18 protein-coding genes are annotated in these 15,978 nt (G+C 66.2%); 11 read left to right on the top strand and 7 right to left on the bottom strand.

The genetic code is table 11. The annotated features are described in order from the left end of the window. Positions 1–4: 4 nt before the first annotated feature. Complete coding sequence (locus CWC60_RS19060; protein WP_109795498.1) at positions 5–484, top strand: YaiI/YqxD family protein; 480 nt, start codon at positions 5–7, stop codon at positions 482–484. Here CWC60_RS19060 and CWC60_RS19055 read toward each other — a convergent pair. Together CWC60_RS19055 and CWC60_RS23340 are read right to left on the bottom strand one after the other, a co-directional pair. After that, positions 481–831, bottom strand: a complete 351-nt coding sequence (locus CWC60_RS19055) for a hypothetical protein (protein ID WP_109795497.1) — start codon at positions 829–831, stop codon at positions 481–483. The genes CWC60_RS19060 and CWC60_RS19055 overlap by 4 nt on opposite strands. Positions 832–864: 33 nt before the next feature. Then, the gene (locus tag CWC60_RS23340) at positions 865–1,170 is read right to left on the bottom strand and encodes a hypothetical protein (RefSeq protein WP_125182825.1); all 306 of its coding nucleotides are present in this window, start codon (positions 1,168–1,170) and stop codon (positions 865–867) included. A 177-nt stretch (positions 1,171–1,347) separates the two neighbouring features. Here CWC60_RS23340 and CWC60_RS19050 point away from each other — a divergent pair, with 177 nt between their 5' ends. The 3 genes from CWC60_RS19050 (at position 1,348) to CWC60_RS19040 (ending at position 2,891) form a co-directional block, all read left to right on the top strand. Further along, positions 1,348–1,557, top strand: a complete 210-nt coding sequence (locus tag CWC60_RS19050) for a cold-shock protein (RefSeq protein ID WP_109795557.1) — start codon at positions 1,348–1,350, stop codon at positions 1,555–1,557. A 150-nt stretch (positions 1,558–1,707) separates the two neighbouring features. Beyond that, positions 1,708–1,962: a hypothetical protein gene (locus CWC60_RS19045; RefSeq protein ID WP_109795496.1), complete on the top strand. Its 255-nt coding sequence runs from the start codon at positions 1,708–1,710 to the stop codon at positions 1,960–1,962. Between the two features lie 116 nt (positions 1,963–2,078). After that, positions 2,079–2,891, top strand: coding sequence for a transglutaminase-like domain-containing protein (locus CWC60_RS19040; protein WP_109795495.1), 813 nt, complete (start codon positions 2,079–2,081; stop codon positions 2,889–2,891). 9 nt (positions 2,892–2,900) lie between these two features. On the opposite strand, the gene CWC60_RS19035 is transcribed toward CWC60_RS19040, so the two are convergent. Next, the gene (locus CWC60_RS19035; protein ID WP_109795494.1) at positions 2,901–3,587 is read right to left on the bottom strand and encodes a sterol desaturase family protein; all 687 of its coding nucleotides are present in this window, start codon (positions 3,585–3,587) and stop codon (positions 2,901–2,903) included. A 215-nt stretch (positions 3,588–3,802) separates the two neighbouring features. Between CWC60_RS19035 and CWC60_RS19030 the strand changes: the two genes are divergently transcribed. After that, complete coding sequence (locus CWC60_RS19030; protein WP_109795493.1) at positions 3,803–4,339, top strand: type 1 glutamine amidotransferase domain-containing protein; 537 nt, start codon at positions 3,803–3,805, stop codon at positions 4,337–4,339. Between the two features lie 22 nt (positions 4,340–4,361). On the opposite strand, the gene CWC60_RS19025 is transcribed toward CWC60_RS19030, so the two are convergent. Continuing rightward, entirely contained in the window at positions 4,362–5,396 is a 1,035-nt protein-coding gene (locus tag CWC60_RS19025; RefSeq protein WP_109795492.1) for an AraC family transcriptional regulator, read from the bottom strand. Positions 5,397–5,470: 74 nt separating this feature from the next. Here CWC60_RS19025 and CWC60_RS19020 point away from each other — a divergent pair, with 74 nt between their 5' ends. After that, positions 5,471–6,271 (top strand): methyltransferase domain-containing protein, encoded by an 801-nt coding sequence (locus tag CWC60_RS19020; RefSeq protein ID WP_109795491.1) that lies wholly within the window; start codon positions 5,471–5,473, stop codon positions 6,269–6,271. A gap of 12 nt (positions 6,272–6,283) precedes the next feature. Here the strand turns inward: CWC60_RS19020 and CWC60_RS19015 are convergent, their stop codons facing one another. Next, positions 6,284–7,399, bottom strand: coding sequence for a ferritin family protein (locus tag CWC60_RS19015; RefSeq protein WP_109795490.1), 1,116 nt, complete (start codon positions 7,397–7,399; stop codon positions 6,284–6,286). 183 nt (positions 7,400–7,582) lie between these two features. On the opposite strand from CWC60_RS19015, the gene CWC60_RS19010 reads away from it, so the two are divergent. Then, positions 7,583–8,926 carry an MFS transporter gene (locus tag CWC60_RS19010; RefSeq protein ID WP_109795489.1) on the top strand — a complete coding sequence of 448 codons (1,344 nt, stop codon included), beginning with the start codon at positions 7,583–7,585 and terminating at the stop codon, positions 8,924–8,926. 5 nt (positions 8,927–8,931) lie between these two features. Here the strand turns inward: CWC60_RS19010 and CWC60_RS19005 are convergent, their stop codons facing one another. Then, on the bottom strand, positions 8,932–10,572 hold the full coding sequence (locus CWC60_RS19005; protein ID WP_109795556.1) for a thiamine pyrophosphate-dependent enzyme: 1,641 nt from the start codon (positions 10,570–10,572) through the stop codon (positions 8,932–8,934). A 166-nt stretch (positions 10,573–10,738) separates the two neighbouring features. On the opposite strand from CWC60_RS19005, the gene CWC60_RS19000 reads away from it, so the two are divergent. From CWC60_RS19000 to CWC60_RS18985, 4 genes are all read left to right on the top strand, one after another. Continuing rightward, on the top strand, positions 10,739–11,398 hold the full coding sequence (locus CWC60_RS19000; protein WP_164516636.1) for a TAXI family TRAP transporter solute-binding subunit: 660 nt from the start codon (positions 10,739–10,741) through the stop codon (positions 11,396–11,398). Next, a complete protein-coding gene (locus CWC60_RS18995) occupies positions 11,340–11,888 on the top strand; it encodes a TAXI family TRAP transporter solute-binding subunit (RefSeq protein ID WP_109795487.1) in 549 nt (182 codons plus the stop codon). Before CWC60_RS19000 ends, CWC60_RS18995 begins: the two co-directional genes overlap by 59 nt. Before the next feature lie 146 nt (positions 11,889–12,034). Further along, positions 12,035–13,951 carry a TRAP transporter permease gene (locus CWC60_RS18990; protein ID WP_206420043.1) on the top strand — a complete coding sequence of 639 codons (1,917 nt, stop codon included), beginning with the start codon at positions 12,035–12,037 and terminating at the stop codon, positions 13,949–13,951. 109 nt (positions 13,952–14,060) lie between these two features. Continuing rightward, entirely contained in the window at positions 14,061–15,062 is a 1,002-nt protein-coding gene (locus tag CWC60_RS18985; RefSeq protein ID WP_109795485.1) for an ABC transporter substrate-binding protein, read from the top strand. Positions 15,063–15,078: 16 nt separating this feature from the next. Here CWC60_RS18985 and CWC60_RS18980 read toward each other — a convergent pair whose 3' ends face one another. Next, positions 15,079–15,894, bottom strand: coding sequence for an ABC transporter ATP-binding protein (locus CWC60_RS18980; RefSeq protein WP_109795484.1), 816 nt, complete (start codon positions 15,892–15,894; stop codon positions 15,079–15,081). Between the last annotated feature and the right edge of the window lie 84 nt (positions 15,895–15,978).

Genomic DNA, 15,978 nt, shown 5'->3' with positions numbered 1-15,978 from the left:
CAACATGACCCGCATCTTCGTAGACGCCGACGCCTGCCCCGTCAGACAGGAGGTCGAGCGCGTGGCCGCGCGGCACGGGCTGGAGGTCTACGTCGTCTCCAATGGCGGCCTCAGACCCAGCCGCGATCCGTTGGTAAAGACGGTGATCGTCGCCGAGGGCGCCGACGCGGCCGACGACTGGATAGCCGAGCGCGCCGGACCGGGCGACATCTGCATTACAGGCGACATACCGCTGGCCGGCCGCTGCCTGGAGCGGGGCGCGATGGCCATCCGCCACAACGGCGACGCCTTCACGCCCGACAACATCGGGGCCCAGCTCGCGGCGCGGAACCTGATGGCTGACATCCGCGCGGCCAATCCCCTCTGGACCGGCGGCGGCGGCCGCCCGTTCGGCAGGGCGGACCGCTCGCGCTTCCTCGACCGGCTGGAGCGGGCGGTGCAGGCCGCGCGGAAACAGTCCGGCCCGGGTGACGACAGTCCCTAGAATTCGGTGGCCAGCCGGTCCAGGCACGCGTTGGCGAGACTGCGGTCGGGCCGCTCGTCGCCGGGCATCGTCGCCCAGCCGCTCTCCATCAGCATCTCGGCGCGGGAATAGGTCGGCGCCGCCTTCATCCGTGTCAGCACCGCGACCCGCTGCGGGTCCGCACCGGCGTTCTGCACACAGAAGGGCACCAGCGCGGCCACCACCTCCGCGTGGGCGCGCTGCGTTGCCATCTGCTCGGCGGAATCGGCTGTCTCCCAGCCAGCCCAGGCAAAGCCGACCAGGGCGAGAAGCGCTGCGCCACCGGCCGCGCCGAAAAGGGCTGGTTTGGTCCATACGGGGGTATTCATGCATAAATTCCTTAAATTTCAGCTGCCGTAACTTCAAAATACGTGTACATTATAAATCAAGTTGCCGCAACGATAGATTTTTTTATTTGTATTTTGCATTTTATTTTTTTCAGTTTTCAAAATTGTTTCGAGCAATTTTTTATATCGATTGAGCGCGATACCATCGAATTTTGCGCCGGGGGCACATATTCGCGAGGCAATTCGCGCGGACGGACCGGCCTTGTCGGCCGTTTCACCCGCTGCCGCCGAGCATTTCCGCCGCGGGACCGATGCGGCAGGCCAGCCTGGCGTTCCCGGAAAACCGCTGCCAGTCCCTTCTCGGTCCCTGCCGAAATCCATGATTGAATTTCCCCCGCCCTATGGCTATATTCGTGGCTGCAGGCAAATTGTCAGGCGCGGGCTTCGAAGAAGTACCCGGGTCATTCGACGCAATCTGCCTGCGAAGCGAAAAAAGCGGCACGAGACGGCATTGCATCGAGTAACGCCCGACGCCGCGAACTGTTCTGGAGAAAGACAATAACCGTAGGCACCGTTAAGTGGTTCAATTCGACCAAGGGGTTCGGATTCATCGCTCCTGACGACGGCTCGAAAGACGCCTTCGTCCACATCTCGGCCGTTGAACGCGCCGGTCTCAGCACGCTCGACGAGGGCCAGAAGGTCGAGTACGAACTCGTCACCGGACGGCAGGGCAAATCCTCCGCGGAGAACCTCACGATCGTCGACTGAACTCGCGGTCGGCCGGGGTCCGGACTCATCTAGATCCGGGTCATGGTTCGGCTACCGTGCATGTGCGGGGGTGCTGGCGACAGCGCCCCCGTCATTGCTTTTGGGATCGGTCCGCGCCGCTCCCCTCCCCTCGCAGATTGGGAAACCTTGATGAAGAAGCCCGCGATGACCGCCGCCGATGCGCGCCGTGAGGCGGACCGCAAGAAGGACAAGCAGTTCATCCGCGACAAGGAGAAGGAACGCCAGTCGCGTCTCGCCAAGACCGAGAAGCTGCGCCTGCTCCGCCTGGCGAAAGAGGAAGCCGAGATCGAGGAAAAGGCGGCCGCCACCGCTGCCAAAGCCGCCAAGAGCGCCAAGAAGACCGCCCGGCCCAAGGCGAAGGCATCCGGCACGCCGGGCGAATAGACCCGCCACCGGGACGCGGCCGGAGCGTCCCGCCAGATTGTCGCCGACCATGCATTGAGGCGGAAGCCCGCCTTCCTCCTTCCGATGTTCAACAAAAGCACAGGGAAGGACCGGCAATGCTCATCAGGATCGGCTACGAGATCGTTCATGATTGCCCGCAGCCGACGCCAATGCTGCTGCTGCTGCACACTCATTTTTCACGCGTTTCGGATTTCGTCCGCCCGGACCACATGATCGTGAGTCCGTCGGTTCCGATGGATGCCTATCGCGACGGCTTCGGCAACTGGTGCACGCGGATCGTCGCCCCGGCCGGTCCGACGACGGTCACCGCCGACGCGTTGATCCGGGATTCCGGCCAACCCGATCCGGCGCTGTACTCGGCCGCCCAACACCCGGTGGAGGAACTGCCCGCCGAGGTGCTGACCTTCCTGCTCGGCAGCCGCTATTGCGAGACCGACCGGCTGATGGAAGCCGCATGGGATCTTTTCGGTCATACGCCGCCCGGCTGGCAGCGCGTCCAGGCGATCTGCGACTATGTGCACAACCACATCACGTTCGACTATTTCCGGGCGCGGCCCACGATGACCGCCCTGGACGTCTTCAACGAGCGTTTCGGCGTCTGCCGGGACTACACCCACCTGGCGATCGCCTTCCTGCGCTGCCTGAACATCCCGGCGCGCTACTGCACCGGCTATCTCAGCGATATCGGCTTCGAGCCGACCGAACCGGATTTCGCCGCCTGGCTAGAAGTCTGGCTCAACGGCGGCTGGCGTATCTTCGATCCGCGCAACAACACGCCGCGCTATGGCCGCATTCTCATCGCCCGCGGCCGGGACGCCACGGACGTGCCCATCAGCCTGACCTTCGGCCCCAACACGCTTCAGAGCTTCCGCGTCTGGACCTATCCCGTCGACGACGCCGCCAACTGAACGGATGCGCTATTCCGCCGGCTGTTCCGCCGCTGCAGGCCCGGTGTCCACGGCGCCGAACAGCCAGTCAAAGAGCGGAAAGGTGAAGTTCATGTTCGCGCGCATCATTCGCGACGGTTCATGGTGCGCGATGTGGTGGCGGCGCATCATGGCGATCAGCGGCGCGTGCCGGACGAAGGCGTTGTCAGGCATGTGGGCGCAGAAGTGCATGACCTCGAACAGGATGTACATCGCCGCCACCGTCGCCAGAAGCAGGAGCGCGGCGTTGGCGGAGGTCGCAAGCCAGGCCAGCCCCGCCACAGGCGTCGACAGCAGCAGGGTCGCCGGCAGCGCGAAGACGGGAAAGAACACGATCTTCAGGTCCCGCGTCCCCTCGTAGCGCGCCAGTTCCCGGGTGAAGAAGCGGTGATGGGTATGGGTATGGCGCTGGTAGAGCGCCCGCGCGATGCGGTTCTTCCGCGGCTGGTGCAGCACCCTGGCGTGCACCCACCATTCGACGAAGTTCCAGCCCACGATCCCGACGGCGATCATGGCGAGGTCGGTCCAGGCCAGCGGCGCGTCGAGTGCCCAGAGGAACAGCGCGATGAAAGCCAGACCGATCCCCAGCGCCGTCAGGCCGTGGCGGACGCCGCTGTAGCCTGCCGGTATCGTATGCCGGAACTCGGCGCGGAATGCCTGTTGTTCGGCAAGGGTCATGGCCGTCCTCCCCGACTTGCCCCGCTGATCGAGCGATCATCCTAACGAAGCGGCGGGCCCCGGGAAACCGCCTCCGCGCAGGCCGGCGCGGCCAAGGGACACAGTCCCGCGGCCGGCCCGTTGTCCGGGGCGCACACCGTTCCCAGATCGCGGTTTCAGCCGCAGGCCGCATCGAACGGCCCGCAACGCCAATCGCAGAGTAGAGGACGCGAGACATGGCCGAGAACAGCAAACGGGTGGCCATCCTGGTCACCGACGGATTCGAGGAAGTGGAACTGTGCGAGCCCCGTGAGGCCTTGCAGGACGCCGGCATGGAGACGGTTATCGTCGCGCCGCACGACGGCAAGGTAACCAGCTGGCAGAAGACCGACTGGGGCAGCAAGTTCGAGGTCGACGCCACCCTGGCCGAGACGGACGCGGCCGACTACGACGCCCTGTTGCTGCCCGGCGGTGTGATCAATCCGGACGCGCTGCGCATCAAGGACAAGGCCGTCGCCTTCGTGCAGAGCTTCGTCGAGGCGGAGAAGCCGGTGGCCGCGATCTGCCACGGTCCCTGGACGCTGATCGAGGCCGGCGCGGCGAAGGGCCGGAAGATGACCTCCTGGCCGTCGCTGAAGAACGATCTGGCCAATGCCGGGGCGGAATGGGTCGACCAGGAGGTCGTGGTCGACGGCAATTTCGTCACCAGCCGCAATCCCGGCGACCTGCCGGCCTTCTGCAGGGAGACGGTCCGTCTGTTCCAGGCTGCCTAGCCTGGTCTCATTCGCCGCCGCGTCACCGTTCGGCGGCGTGCCAGGCGGCGGGGGAAAGTCCAATGAACTTCTTGAAGGCACGGCTGAACGCGGCCTCGGACGCATAACCCACCTCACGCGCGACAGCAGCCACCTTGACGCCGTCACGCAGATATCGGCCGGCCACGTGCATCCGCCACAGCGCAAGATAGTGCATCGGTGTCTCCCCCACCGTGGCGGCAAAACGGGCGGCCAGCACGCTGCGCGACAGGCCGGCTTCCTGCGCCAGAGCGGCCAGCGTCCAGCCGCGGGCGGGATCGGCATGGATCAGGGAGAGCGCGCGCCCGACGCCAGGATCGGCGAGCCCTGACAGCCAGCCGCACCCGCCCCCATCCGTGGCCGACAGATGGCGGCGAAGCGCTTCCACGAACATCAATTCGCTCAGGCCGAGACGGATACTGGCGCCCCCGGCCCGCTCGCGCCGGGATTCCTCGAGCGTCAGTTCGATCAGGCGGTCGAGCAGATCGGCTTCGCCGGCGGCGCTTCGGCGTATGTGCAGAAGCCGGGGCAGGTTCGCCAGCAACGGATTGAACGGCGACAGGTCGCAACCGAGAAAGCCGCAGATGAACTTCGCCGGCGGCGGCGCCCCGCCACCCTCCGGAATGACGAAGGGCAGCCGCCCGGCGGCAAGGTCGCGAAAGAAGTCCATCGTCTCCGCAGGGCCCAGTTCGGGCGGCGTCCCCGGTTCGCTGAGCATGGTGTAGGGATCACCGTGGGGAAACACGACGATGTCGCCGGGCCCGATCTCGACGGCGGGACTGCCGGGCACGCCGGCATGGCCCCGCCCCTCGACCACGACGTGATAGGAGATGATCTGCCGGGCGCCCGGCAGGATGATCTCGGCGAAGGACTTCGCCCGCGGGATGTCCACGCACCAGGGGCTCGAGGCATCGACGACGAAGAACAGCGCGCCTGTCAGTCGGATCGAACGCAGGACATCGGAGAGCGGGTCGGCGCCGGGCGGCGAAATGGACGCCGGAGCAAGGCTTGAGGACGCCTGGTCATGGGCTTCGGACATGGCGCTCCCTAACATCGGAGCGGTCGGGCCAGCCGCAAGACTAGGCCCCGCAACGGAGCAGGGGAAGCTCAGCCATGACGCCTACCGTCGCCGAGAAGCCGCCCGCCGAGATATATGACGAGAAATTCGTGCCGGCCCTGTTCGGTCAGTGGGGACCCGTGATCGCCGGTCTTGCCGGAATCGGCGCAGGGCATCGCGTGCTCGACGTCGCCTGCGGCACGGGCGCTCTGACACTGGCCTGCGCCGAACGCGCAGGCGACAGGGGCCGGGTCGCCGGTCTCGACGCCAATCCGGAAATGCTGGAGGTCGCAGGGCGGAAGACGGACACCGTCGAATGGCATGAAGGGATGGCCGAGGCATTGCCGTTCGAGAGCGGCAGTTTCGATGCCGTGGTCAGCCAGTTCGGCATGATGTTCTTCGACAACCGGCCGCGGGCGCTCCGCGAGATGGCGCGCGTGCTCCGTCCGGGCGGCCGGCTTGCGGTCGCCGTCTGCGGCGACGTCGCCCGTTCGCCGGGCTACGCTGTCTTCGCAGGTCTGCTGGATCGCCTGTTCGGGCGGCAGGTCGGCGACGCCTTCCGCGCGCCCTTCGCGCTGGGCGACAGGGTCCTGCTCGGCGCCATCGCCGGAGAGGCCGGCCTCTCCGGCGCCGCGATCGAGGACCATTGGGGCCAGGTGCGCTTCGACAGCATCGAGGCGCTTGTCTCGACCGAGCGCGCCTGCGTCTGGACCCTCGGCGGCATTCTGGACGACGCGCAGTTCGAAAGCCTGCTGGCGGAATCGGCGCGCGAACTGGCGCCGTTCAGGGGAACGGACGGACGCGTCGCGTTCGACATGCCCGCCCTGATCCTGACCTGGAAAAAGCCGGCGGCCTGAAGCCGCCCCGGCTCAGATCGGCTTCTGGCCGATCACCTTGCGGCCCTTGTTGAGTTCCTTCAGGTACTCGATGCCGTCGGCCGCGATGGCCTCGCCGATGTGCAGGCCCTCCTCGCGCTCCAGATCGTCGACGTCGATCCAGTTGGCGTAGAGCGGCCGCGTGCGGTCGGTGATGATTCCGGCATTGAGCAGGGTCTTGACCAGCACGCGCATGATGTTGGTCGGATCCTTCAGGTCGTTGCGGCGTTTGGAATCGCGATCCCGGTAGACCTCGCGCACCGAGTCGCGCACCCACTCCCAGTCCAGGCCGAACTGCGGGTAGATCGCCCGCTTCTGGCGGATATTGGTGAGATTGAACAGCAGGGTCTCGAAGCACTTCGCCGCCCAGTCCTCGACGATGCAGTGCTCCTCTTCCGAGAGCTTCGGAATGGTGCGGTCCGCCCAGATCTTGCCGAACTTGTGGTGGAAGGCCTCGTCGGTCATGACCAGCTGTACCAGGCGCTTGAGCACCGGGTCGTTGGTGTACCGGTGAAGGTTGGCGAAGGCGCCCATGGCCAGCCCCTCGATCAGCATCTGCATGCCGACCAGCTTCTTGTACACCTCCGGCGCCAGCACGAGCTCTTCCATCAGCGAGCCCAGCGAGTCGCCGACCGGGTAGGCGCTGCCCCAGCGGTGGGCGATGTACTTCGCGAAGCCGGTGACGTGGCGGGCCTCCTCGCGGGCCTGGTTGGAGGCGTATTCCTGCGCGCCCGGATCGACCAGGATGTGGCAGAGGCTGGCCGAGAGGCTGAGCGCGCCCTGCTCGCCGTGCAGGATGGAAGAGACGCCCCAGCGCGTGGATTCGTTCGCCAGCCGGATGCGCTGACCCTCGTCGAGGCGGTCGTAGACCGCGCCCGAAAGCTCCGGCACCTGCTCCGGCGGCATGATGTATTCGTTGTCGATGTCGAAGGGCTGGGAGAAATCCACGTAGACGGGGTTCAGCGGATCCCAGAAATGGTCGTGCGTGGCCGAAATGATCTCGTCGAAGGCGTCGGAGCGGCGATTGTAGCGCTCCACGTCCATCATGACGGAGAAGGCGTCCCGGTCGACTGTGTCGTAGGACCGGTCATGGGTAATGTGGCGGGACATTCGGGCTACCTCCCCAAAGCGACTTTTCCGACCCGGATACTGTCTGCCGCTTACGTTAACGTCAATAGGTTTCGACCCGGCAGCGCACCGCTCCCGCGTCCCGCGCCGAAAACCGGTTTCCCTTTCCGCCGCGTCCTCTAGTCTCACTGCCGGGCGTCACGCGGCTTGACGGAGGGGCGGCGAATGCAGGCGGGATTCAAGGCCCGGCTCGGCTGGGCCATGTACGACTGGGCGGCCCAGCCGTTCTTCACCATCATCTTCACCTTCATCTTCGGCCCTTATTTCGTGAACGTGGTGGTCGGCGATGCGGCAGCCGGGCAGGCGCTCTGGGGCGACACCCAGACCATCGCCGGCCTGGTCATGGCCTTCATGGCGCCGGTGCTGGGTTCGCTGGCCGACGCGACAGGTCCGCGCAAGCCCTGGGTGGTCGGATTCAGCGTCGTCTGCATCGCCGCCTGTTTCGGACTCTGGTTCGCCACGCCCGGCGCCGACGACAGCCGCATCGCGCTGATCGTCGCCCTGGTGGTGATCGGCGTCATCGGGGCGGAGTTCTCCATCGTCTTCAACAACGCCATGCTGCCGTCGCTGGCCAAGGGCGACCAGGTCGGCAAGCTGTCCGGCTTCGGCTGGGCCATGGGCTATGGCGGCGCCCTGATCGCCCTGCCCATCATGCTGTGGGTGACCGGGCAGCTGCCCGGCATGGCAGGACCGAGTTTCCCGGAAGGCAGCTATATCGGCGAGCGGCTGGCCGGCCCCTTCTCGGGCGTCTGGTTCATCGTCTTCCTGATTCCGTTCCTGATCTGGACGCCGGACCAGCCGCGGCTGGTCAGCGACCGCCTGGCCGCGATCCGCGCGGGGCTCCGCGAACTGCGCCAGACCATCCGCACCCTGCCGAAGCGGCGCAACATGTTCCGCTTCCTGATCGCGCGCATGATCTACTATGACGGCCTCAACGCGATCTTCGCCTTCGGTGGCATCTACGTCGCGGCCCAGCTCGGCTGGACAACGCTGGAGCTCGGGCTTTTCGGCATCCTGACGCTGATCTTCGGCGTTCCGGGAAGCCTGCTGGGCGGCTGGCTGGACGACCGCATCGGCTCGAAGCGGACCCTCTTTCTCTCGATCGGCGGGCTGGTGCTGACGACGCTCGGAATCATCTCTATCGGCGACGACCGGGTGCTGTTCTTCGTGCCGATGGCCTTCCCCGTCGCCGGCGACGGCCTGTTCGCCGCCCCGGCGGAATGGGTCATGCTCGGACTTACGGCGCTGCTCGGCCTTGTCGCCGGCCCGTCGCAGGCCGCCAGCCGGTCGATGGTCACGCGCCTCGCCCCGCCCGGACAGCTCGGTCAGTTCTTCGGCCTGTTCTCGCTGTCGGGCAAGGTCACGGCCTTCCTGGCCCCCTTCGCCATCGCGCGCGTGACCGACGCCAGCGATTCGAACCGCATCGGCGTTTCGGTGATCCTGGTCTTCCTGATCGTCGGCCTGTTCCTGCTGGCCGGCGTCCGCGAGGAACGCGACCAGCCGTTCTGAGGGACTCAGCCCTTCAGATCGCCGATCGAGACATAGGCGGAGATCCGTTCCAGGCTCGAATGGACATCGGCCACGACCGGCCCGTCATGCGCCATCACCTCGGCGACCTTCGCAGCGAGATCATCGTCCTTCGTGATCGTCACCCCCATCGCGCCGAAGCTCTCGCCCCATTTGGCGAAATCGGGATTGGCGAGCTGGGTCGAGGCGACGGTGCCGGGAAAGAACTTCTCCTGATGCAGGCGGATAGTGCCGTAGGAGCCGTTGTTTGAGACGAAGACCTTGAACTTCACGCCGCGGGCGATCGCGGTGGCGAGCTCGTGGCCCGTCATCATGGCGCCGCCGTCGCCGAGAAAGGTGATGATCTGCCGTTCCGGCGCGCGCAGGCTGGCAGCCACCGCCGCCGGCGTGCCCATGCCCATGGCGCCGGAGACCGCGCCCAGCATGGTCTGCCGCCCGTTGAAGCGGACATGGCGGTGAATCCAGCTGGAGAAATTGCCCGCGTCGGTGACCACGATGGCGTCGTCGGTCAGGTGCGGCTTCAGCGCCTCGACGACAAGGCCGAAATTGACGCCGTCGTCCGCCGGCTCAGGCGCGCCGCCCATCAGCTTGTCGACATAGGCTTTCAGCCGCGCGTTCCAGTCGCCCCGGCCGCCCCCGCTCCCGCGCGCGGCGAGCGCCTCGAGAAAGGCGACGGGGTCCGCCGTCAGACCGATTTCGGCGGCGAAGATCCGGCCGACGACGCCGGCGTCCGGATAGACGTGCACCAGCGGCTGCTTCGGCGGGATCGAGGGGAAGACATAACCCTGCGTGGTGGTGTCGCCCAGGCGCGTGCCAACGGCGACGATCAGATCGCTTTCCGACAGCAGCTCCACCTGCGGCTTCGGAATGTTGAAGCCCAGATAGCCGGCATAGAGCGGGCTGTCGTTCGGGAAGACGTCCTGATGCTTGAAGCTGGTGACCACCGGCAGCGACCACGCCTCCGCCGCCTTCAGCAGCGCCGCGCGGGCCGGCGGCAGGTCGAGCAGGCCGCCGGCGATCATCACCGGCCGCTCGGCCTTTGCCAGCAGCTTCGCGACACGGTCGACATCGTCACCCGCCGGCGCCGTGCGCGGCACGGGCATCGGCTCCGCGGGCCGCGCCTCCGTCTCGTCGAACTGCATGTCTTCGGGCAGCACGATGACCACCGGCCCCGGCGTCCCGCTCTGCGCGATCTGGTAGGCGCGGGCGACAATCTCCGGGATGCGGTCGGCGTCGGAGATGGTCCAGACCGCCTTGGCGATGTCGGCGAACATCTTCGAATAGTCAATCTCCTGAAAGGCCCCGCGGCCGATCTCGTCACGGGAAACCTGGCCGATGAACAGCACCAGCGGCACGGCGTCCTGCTCGGCCGTGTGCACCGCGATGGAGGCGTTGGTGGCGCCGGGTCCACGGCTGACCAGCGCGATGCCGGGCCGTCCGGTCAGCTTGGCGTCGGCCACCGCCATGAAGCCCGCGCCCGATTCGTGGCGCGCCTGGACCAGTTCGATGCGGTTGCGCCGCGCGAAGGCGTCCAGCGTGGCCAGGTAGCTCTCGCCTGGCACGCAGAAGGCGCGGTCGGCGCCCTGCGCCTCCAGGCAGGCGACGATCAGATCGGCGGCGCGGGTCATCGGCATGTTCCTCCCCGGGATCAGGTTTTTCTTGTTCTCCAAGTGCTTCCTAGCACGGGCTGATTTTGCATACCAAGCTTGCAGCGGACGCGCGTGTCTGGAAGTATACGCCCTTCCAACAGGCCACGTTCCAGATGGTCAAGGATCAACAGGGAGGAGTTTACCCATGCGAATCATGACTCGAGTTGCGGCCGCCGCCGCTCTGGCCACGCTGCCGTTCGCGGCCGGCGCCGCCGAGGGCGGGCTGCCGGACAAGATGACCTGGACCGCCTATGGCACCACGGCCTCGGGCTACGCCCAGTCGGTGGCCGTCGGCGATGCGCTGAACAAGGCCTATGGCGTCAAGATGCGCGTCATTCCGGGCAAGAACGACGTTTCCCGCATGGCGCCGCTGCGCGACGGCCAGGCGGACTACTGCGCCTGTGGCGCGGCCGCCTATTTCGGTCAGGAAGCCGCCTTCCTGTTCGCTTCCGAGGAGTGGGGCCCGCAGCCGCTGCGCGTGGTCATGACCGCGATTGGCAAGAACAACCTGGCCCTGGCCACCGCCAAGGACGCCGGGATCGAGACCATGGCGGATCTGAAGGGCAAGCGGGTTTCCTGGGTGGTCGCGGGCGACGCGCTGAACTGGAACGCCGCCGCCAACATGGCCTTCGCCGGCCTGACCTGGGACGATGTCGAGAAGGTCGAGGTCTCGGGCTTCAAGGCGTCGATCGACGCCATCATCAATGGCCAGTCCGACGCCGCCTTCATGTCCACCGTGACGCCGCATGCGCAGCGTCTGGCGGCTTCCCCGCGCGGCCTCCACTGGGCCGCCCCTGCCGCATGACGACACCGAAGGCTGGAAGCGCCTGCAGGCGGCGCAGCCGATCGCGCTCAAGCACGTGGGCACCCAGGGGGCGGAAATGTCGCCCGAGAACCCGCATGTCGGCTACACCTATCCGTACCCGATCCTGGTGACCAATGCCGATCAGGACGCCGACGAGGTCTATGCCCTGATCAAGGGGATCCACGAGAACTTCGACGCCTACAAGGACTCCGCGCCGGGCGCCGACGGCTGGTCGATGGACAACCAGTCGATGGTCTGGGGCATCCCCTATCACGAGGGCGCCATCCGCTTCTTCAAGGAGCAGGGCATGTGGACCGACGAGGCCCAGGCCAACCACGAGACGCTGCTGAAGCGCCAGAAGCTCATCAAGGACGCCTGGGACTCGATGGGTTCGGTCGCCGGCATGAGCCCGGAAGAGGTCAGCGCCAAGTGGATGCCGATCCGCGCCAAGGCCCTCGAGGACGCCGGCCTGCCGGTAGTCTTCAACTGAACGGTCGGAAATGAATGAACCAGAGCGCCGGTAAAGAGCCGGCCGGCCCCGCTGGGGGTCCGCCGGACGCCGCGCGACCGAAGATGGCAGTGGCCGATGCCGAGAACCGGTATCGGCCATTGTCGCCTTTCTGGCGCGGCATATTGATGACCGCAACGGTCATCACCGTTCTCCTGTCGATCTACATGCTCTTCAACCTGGGACATACCTTCGGTTATGTCCCGGTCGATACGCAGTATTTCTTCATCCTGCTGGCGCTGCTGCTGCCGCTCTGCCTCCTCGTCTTTCCGCTCCGGAAGGCCGGCAAGGCCGGTTCGCACGGGACCGAGCGGGCCCTGTTCGGATTCGACCTCCTGCTCATGGCTGCGGCAGTCGGCGCCAACGTCTATCTGTTCACCTACGCCCGCGACATCGTGAACCTGGGCTGGGAATGGGCCGCGCCCACGCACATCCAGATCGCCTCGGGTATTCTCTGGCTGCTGGTTCTCGAGGCCACGCGGCGGGCCGCCGGACTCTCCGTCGTCCTGATCGTGCTCGTCTTCTCCACCTATCCCCTTTACGGTGAGTGGCTGCCGGATCCGCTGGAGACATTCGAGAACGAGCCCTTCGGCAAGACGGTCGCCTATCACGCGATCTCATCCGAATCGATCCTGGGCATCCCCTTCCGCGCCTTCGCCAATCTGGTCATCGGCTTCCTGATGTTCGGCGTGGCGCTGCAGCACACCGGCGGCGGCAAGTTCTTCATCAACCTGGCCTTCTCGCTGCTCGGGCATGTCCGCGGCGGCCCGGCCAAGGTCGCCATCTTCTCCTCGGGTCTGATGGGTTCCATGAGCGGCAGCGTCATCACCAACGTGCTGACCACCGGTTCCCTCTCCATCCCGGCGATGAAGCGGACGGGCTTCAAGGCTCACTACGCCGCCGGCGTCGAGGCCTGCGCCTCGACCGGCGGCGTGCTGATGCCGCCGATCATGGGCGCCACCGCCTTCATCATGGCGATCTACCTGAACGTGCCCTATTCGGAGATCATCATCGCCGCGGCGATCCCGTCCTTCCTCTACTTCTTCGGCCTGTTCATGCAGATCGACGCCTATGCGGCGTGGATGGGGCTTAAGGGCCTGCCGCGGCACGAGATGCCGTCGGTCAGGGAAACCATCAAGGAGGGCTGGCACTACATCTTCGTGTTCCTGCTGCTGGTCTTCATGCTGCTCTATCTGCAGCGGGAGGCGCTGGCCCCCTACTATGCGACCGCCCTTCTGATCGTCCTCAACCAGGTCACGCCGGGCAACCGCTGGGGCTGGAAGGAAATCGAGAACTTCATCACCGGCGTCGGCCGCCTGTTCGCCGAACTGGCCGCGATCCTCGCCGGCATCGGCATGATCGTCGGTGCGCTGTCGATGACCGCCAAGATATCGACGCTCGCCAACGAGCTGCTCTCGATGGCCGGCGGCGACATCTTCCTGCTGCTGCTGATGGGCGCGCTCGCCAGCTTCATCATGGGCATCGGCGTCACCGTCACGGTCGCCTACATCATCCTGGCGATCACCCTGGCGCCGGCGCTGACGCAATCGGGACTCAATCCGATGGCGGTGCACATGTTCATGCTCTACTGGGGCATGCTCAGCTTCATCACCCCGCCGGTGGCTCTGGGGGCGTTCGCGGCGGCGAGCCTCGCGGGCTCCAATCCCATGCGAACGGGGTTCGAAGCGATGCGGCTGGGATCGGTGATCTACTTCATCCCGTTCTTCTTCGTGCTCAATCCGGGCCTGATCATGCAGGGTACTGTGCCGCAGGTGCTGGTGGTCACCGGCACCGCGGTCGTCGGCGTCGTGCTGCTCGCCTCTGCGCTTCAGGGATACATGATCGGCGTGGGCAAGCTGACCCATCACCGGATGCTGCAATGGCCCATCCGTTTTGCGGTAGGACTCGCGGCGCTTCTGTTCCTGGCGCCGGGGGGCGAACTGACCGGATACACCCATGTCGAACTGGTGATCGCCGGTCTTGTCATCGGCCTGCCGGCCGTGGCGCTGGCCTGGATCCAGGCCCGAAGTCACGCCGTGGCCTGAGAAATCCGACCATCGCCGGACCTACCGAGGGGGCCGTCCTGACAGGGGCGGCCCCTTCGTCTATGATGGAACGGTGAAACAGCAACGAAATCAACGAGCGCGCAACAGCATGACGCGTACTCTCCGGGCCGCCCTCGCAGCCCTTGCCATCATGACCATCGCACCTGCGGTGCTGGCGCGCTGCGAGGTGGACAAGCCGGTGACGTTGGCCGACCTGAACTGGGATTCCAGCGCCTTCCACGTCGCCGTCGCGGCCCGCATCCTGAAGGATGGCTATGGCTGCCACGTCGAACGGAAGCCGGGGGCGACCCGGCCACTGTTCAAGGCGCTCGCCCGCGGCGAGGTCGATATCATGATGGAGGTCTGGAAGGACAACATCCCGACCCTCTGGCGGCAGGCGGCACAGGCAGGCGACGTGATCGAGATGGGCGTCAACTATCCGGACGCGGTCCAGGGCTGGTTCGTGCCCGCCTATCTGGTCCAGGGCGAGGACGCCCCCGCGCCGGACCTGGAATCCGTCCGCGACCTGGCGGGCTATCGCGACCTGTTCGCGGACCCCGAGGACCGCGGCAAGGGCCGCTTCTACAACTGCATGCTGGGCTGGGGCTGCGAGAAGGTGAACACGCGGAAGCTTCACGCCTACGGACTGGCCGACGACTTCAACAACTTCCGGCCCGTTTCCGGCCGCGCCCTGGTGCGCGCCATTGCCAGCCACTACGAAAAGCGGGAGCCGTTCCTGACCTACTACTGGGGACCGACCTGGGTGTTGGGGACCTACGATCTGGTCATGCTGGAAGAGCCGCCCTACGACCCCGATATCTGGTCGGAGATGAACCGGACCCGAAGACCCGAGGCAGCGACTGCCTACCCGACGTCCGCGATAACCATCGCGGTAAGCGACGAGTTCGCCGAAGCGGCGCCGGAGATCGTCGGCTTTCTGGAATCCTACCGCACCTCCAACGACCTGGTCTCGGCGGCGCTGGCGGACATGCGCCGTCTTGAAGGCGACGCGGAGGCGGCAGCGCGGCGCTTCCTGACCGCACGCCCGGAGATATGGACCGAATGGGTGCCGGAGGATGTCGCCCGTCGCGTGCGCGAGGGGCTTTCCTGACCCGGCCGGCTGCGGCTCAGGACAGCCAGCGCTTGCGCCGCCGGTAGTGCTTGGTCTCGCGGAAGCTCCTCCGGCCGTCGGAGGACAGGCCCAGATAGAATTCCTTGACGTCTTCGTTGTTGGCCAGGCTCTCGGCGGTGCCGTCCATCACGACGCGGCCGTTTTCCAGGATGTAGCCGTATTGCGCGAAGCGAAGCGCGATATTGGTGTTCTGCTCGGCGACAAGAAAGCTGACGCCCTGTTCGCGGTTCAGGCGGGCGACGATCTCGAAGATTTCCTCGACCAGCTGCGGCGCCAGGCCCATCGAGGGCTCGTCCAGCAGGATCAGATTGGGTCGCGCCATCAGCGCCCGGCCGATCGCCGTCATCTGCTGCTCGCCGCCGGAAATATAGCCGGCCTCGGCGCTCCGGCGTTCCTTCAGGCGCGGAAAGTACTGGTAGACCAGATCGATATCCTTCTGGATCTCGCCCGCTCCGTCGCGACGCGTATAGGCGCCGGTCATCAGGTTCTCCTCCACCGTGAGGTGGCCGAAGCAATGCCGACCCTCCATCACCTGCACGACGCCCAGCTTGACGACATCGTTGGGCGTCAGCCGGTCGATCCGCTTGCCGCGGTATTCGATGAACCCCTTGGTAACCTCACCGCGTTCGGACCGCAGCAGGTTGGAGACGGACTTCAGGGTCGTCGTCTTGCCTGCGCCGTTGGCGCCGAGCAGACAGACGATGCCGCCCTCGGGCACTTCGAGCGAGACGCCGCGCAGCACCAGAATGACGTGGTCGTAGATGACCTCGATATTGCTGATCGACAGCAGAGGCTTGGTCGCTTCGCTCATCGGCGGCTCCGGCAGGATCGGTTCAGGGGGGACTGACGGGCCACGGCGCCCCGGAGCATTCTCCGTGACGCCGCGCCGTCAATC

The organism is Minwuia thermotolerans (genome assembly GCF_002924445.1).
Classification (GTDB): domain Bacteria; phylum Pseudomonadota; class Alphaproteobacteria; order Minwuiales; family Minwuiaceae; genus Minwuia; species Minwuia thermotolerans.
Note: the sequence above shows the minus strand (reverse complement) of the source record. Positions and strands in the feature narration are given on the sequence as shown.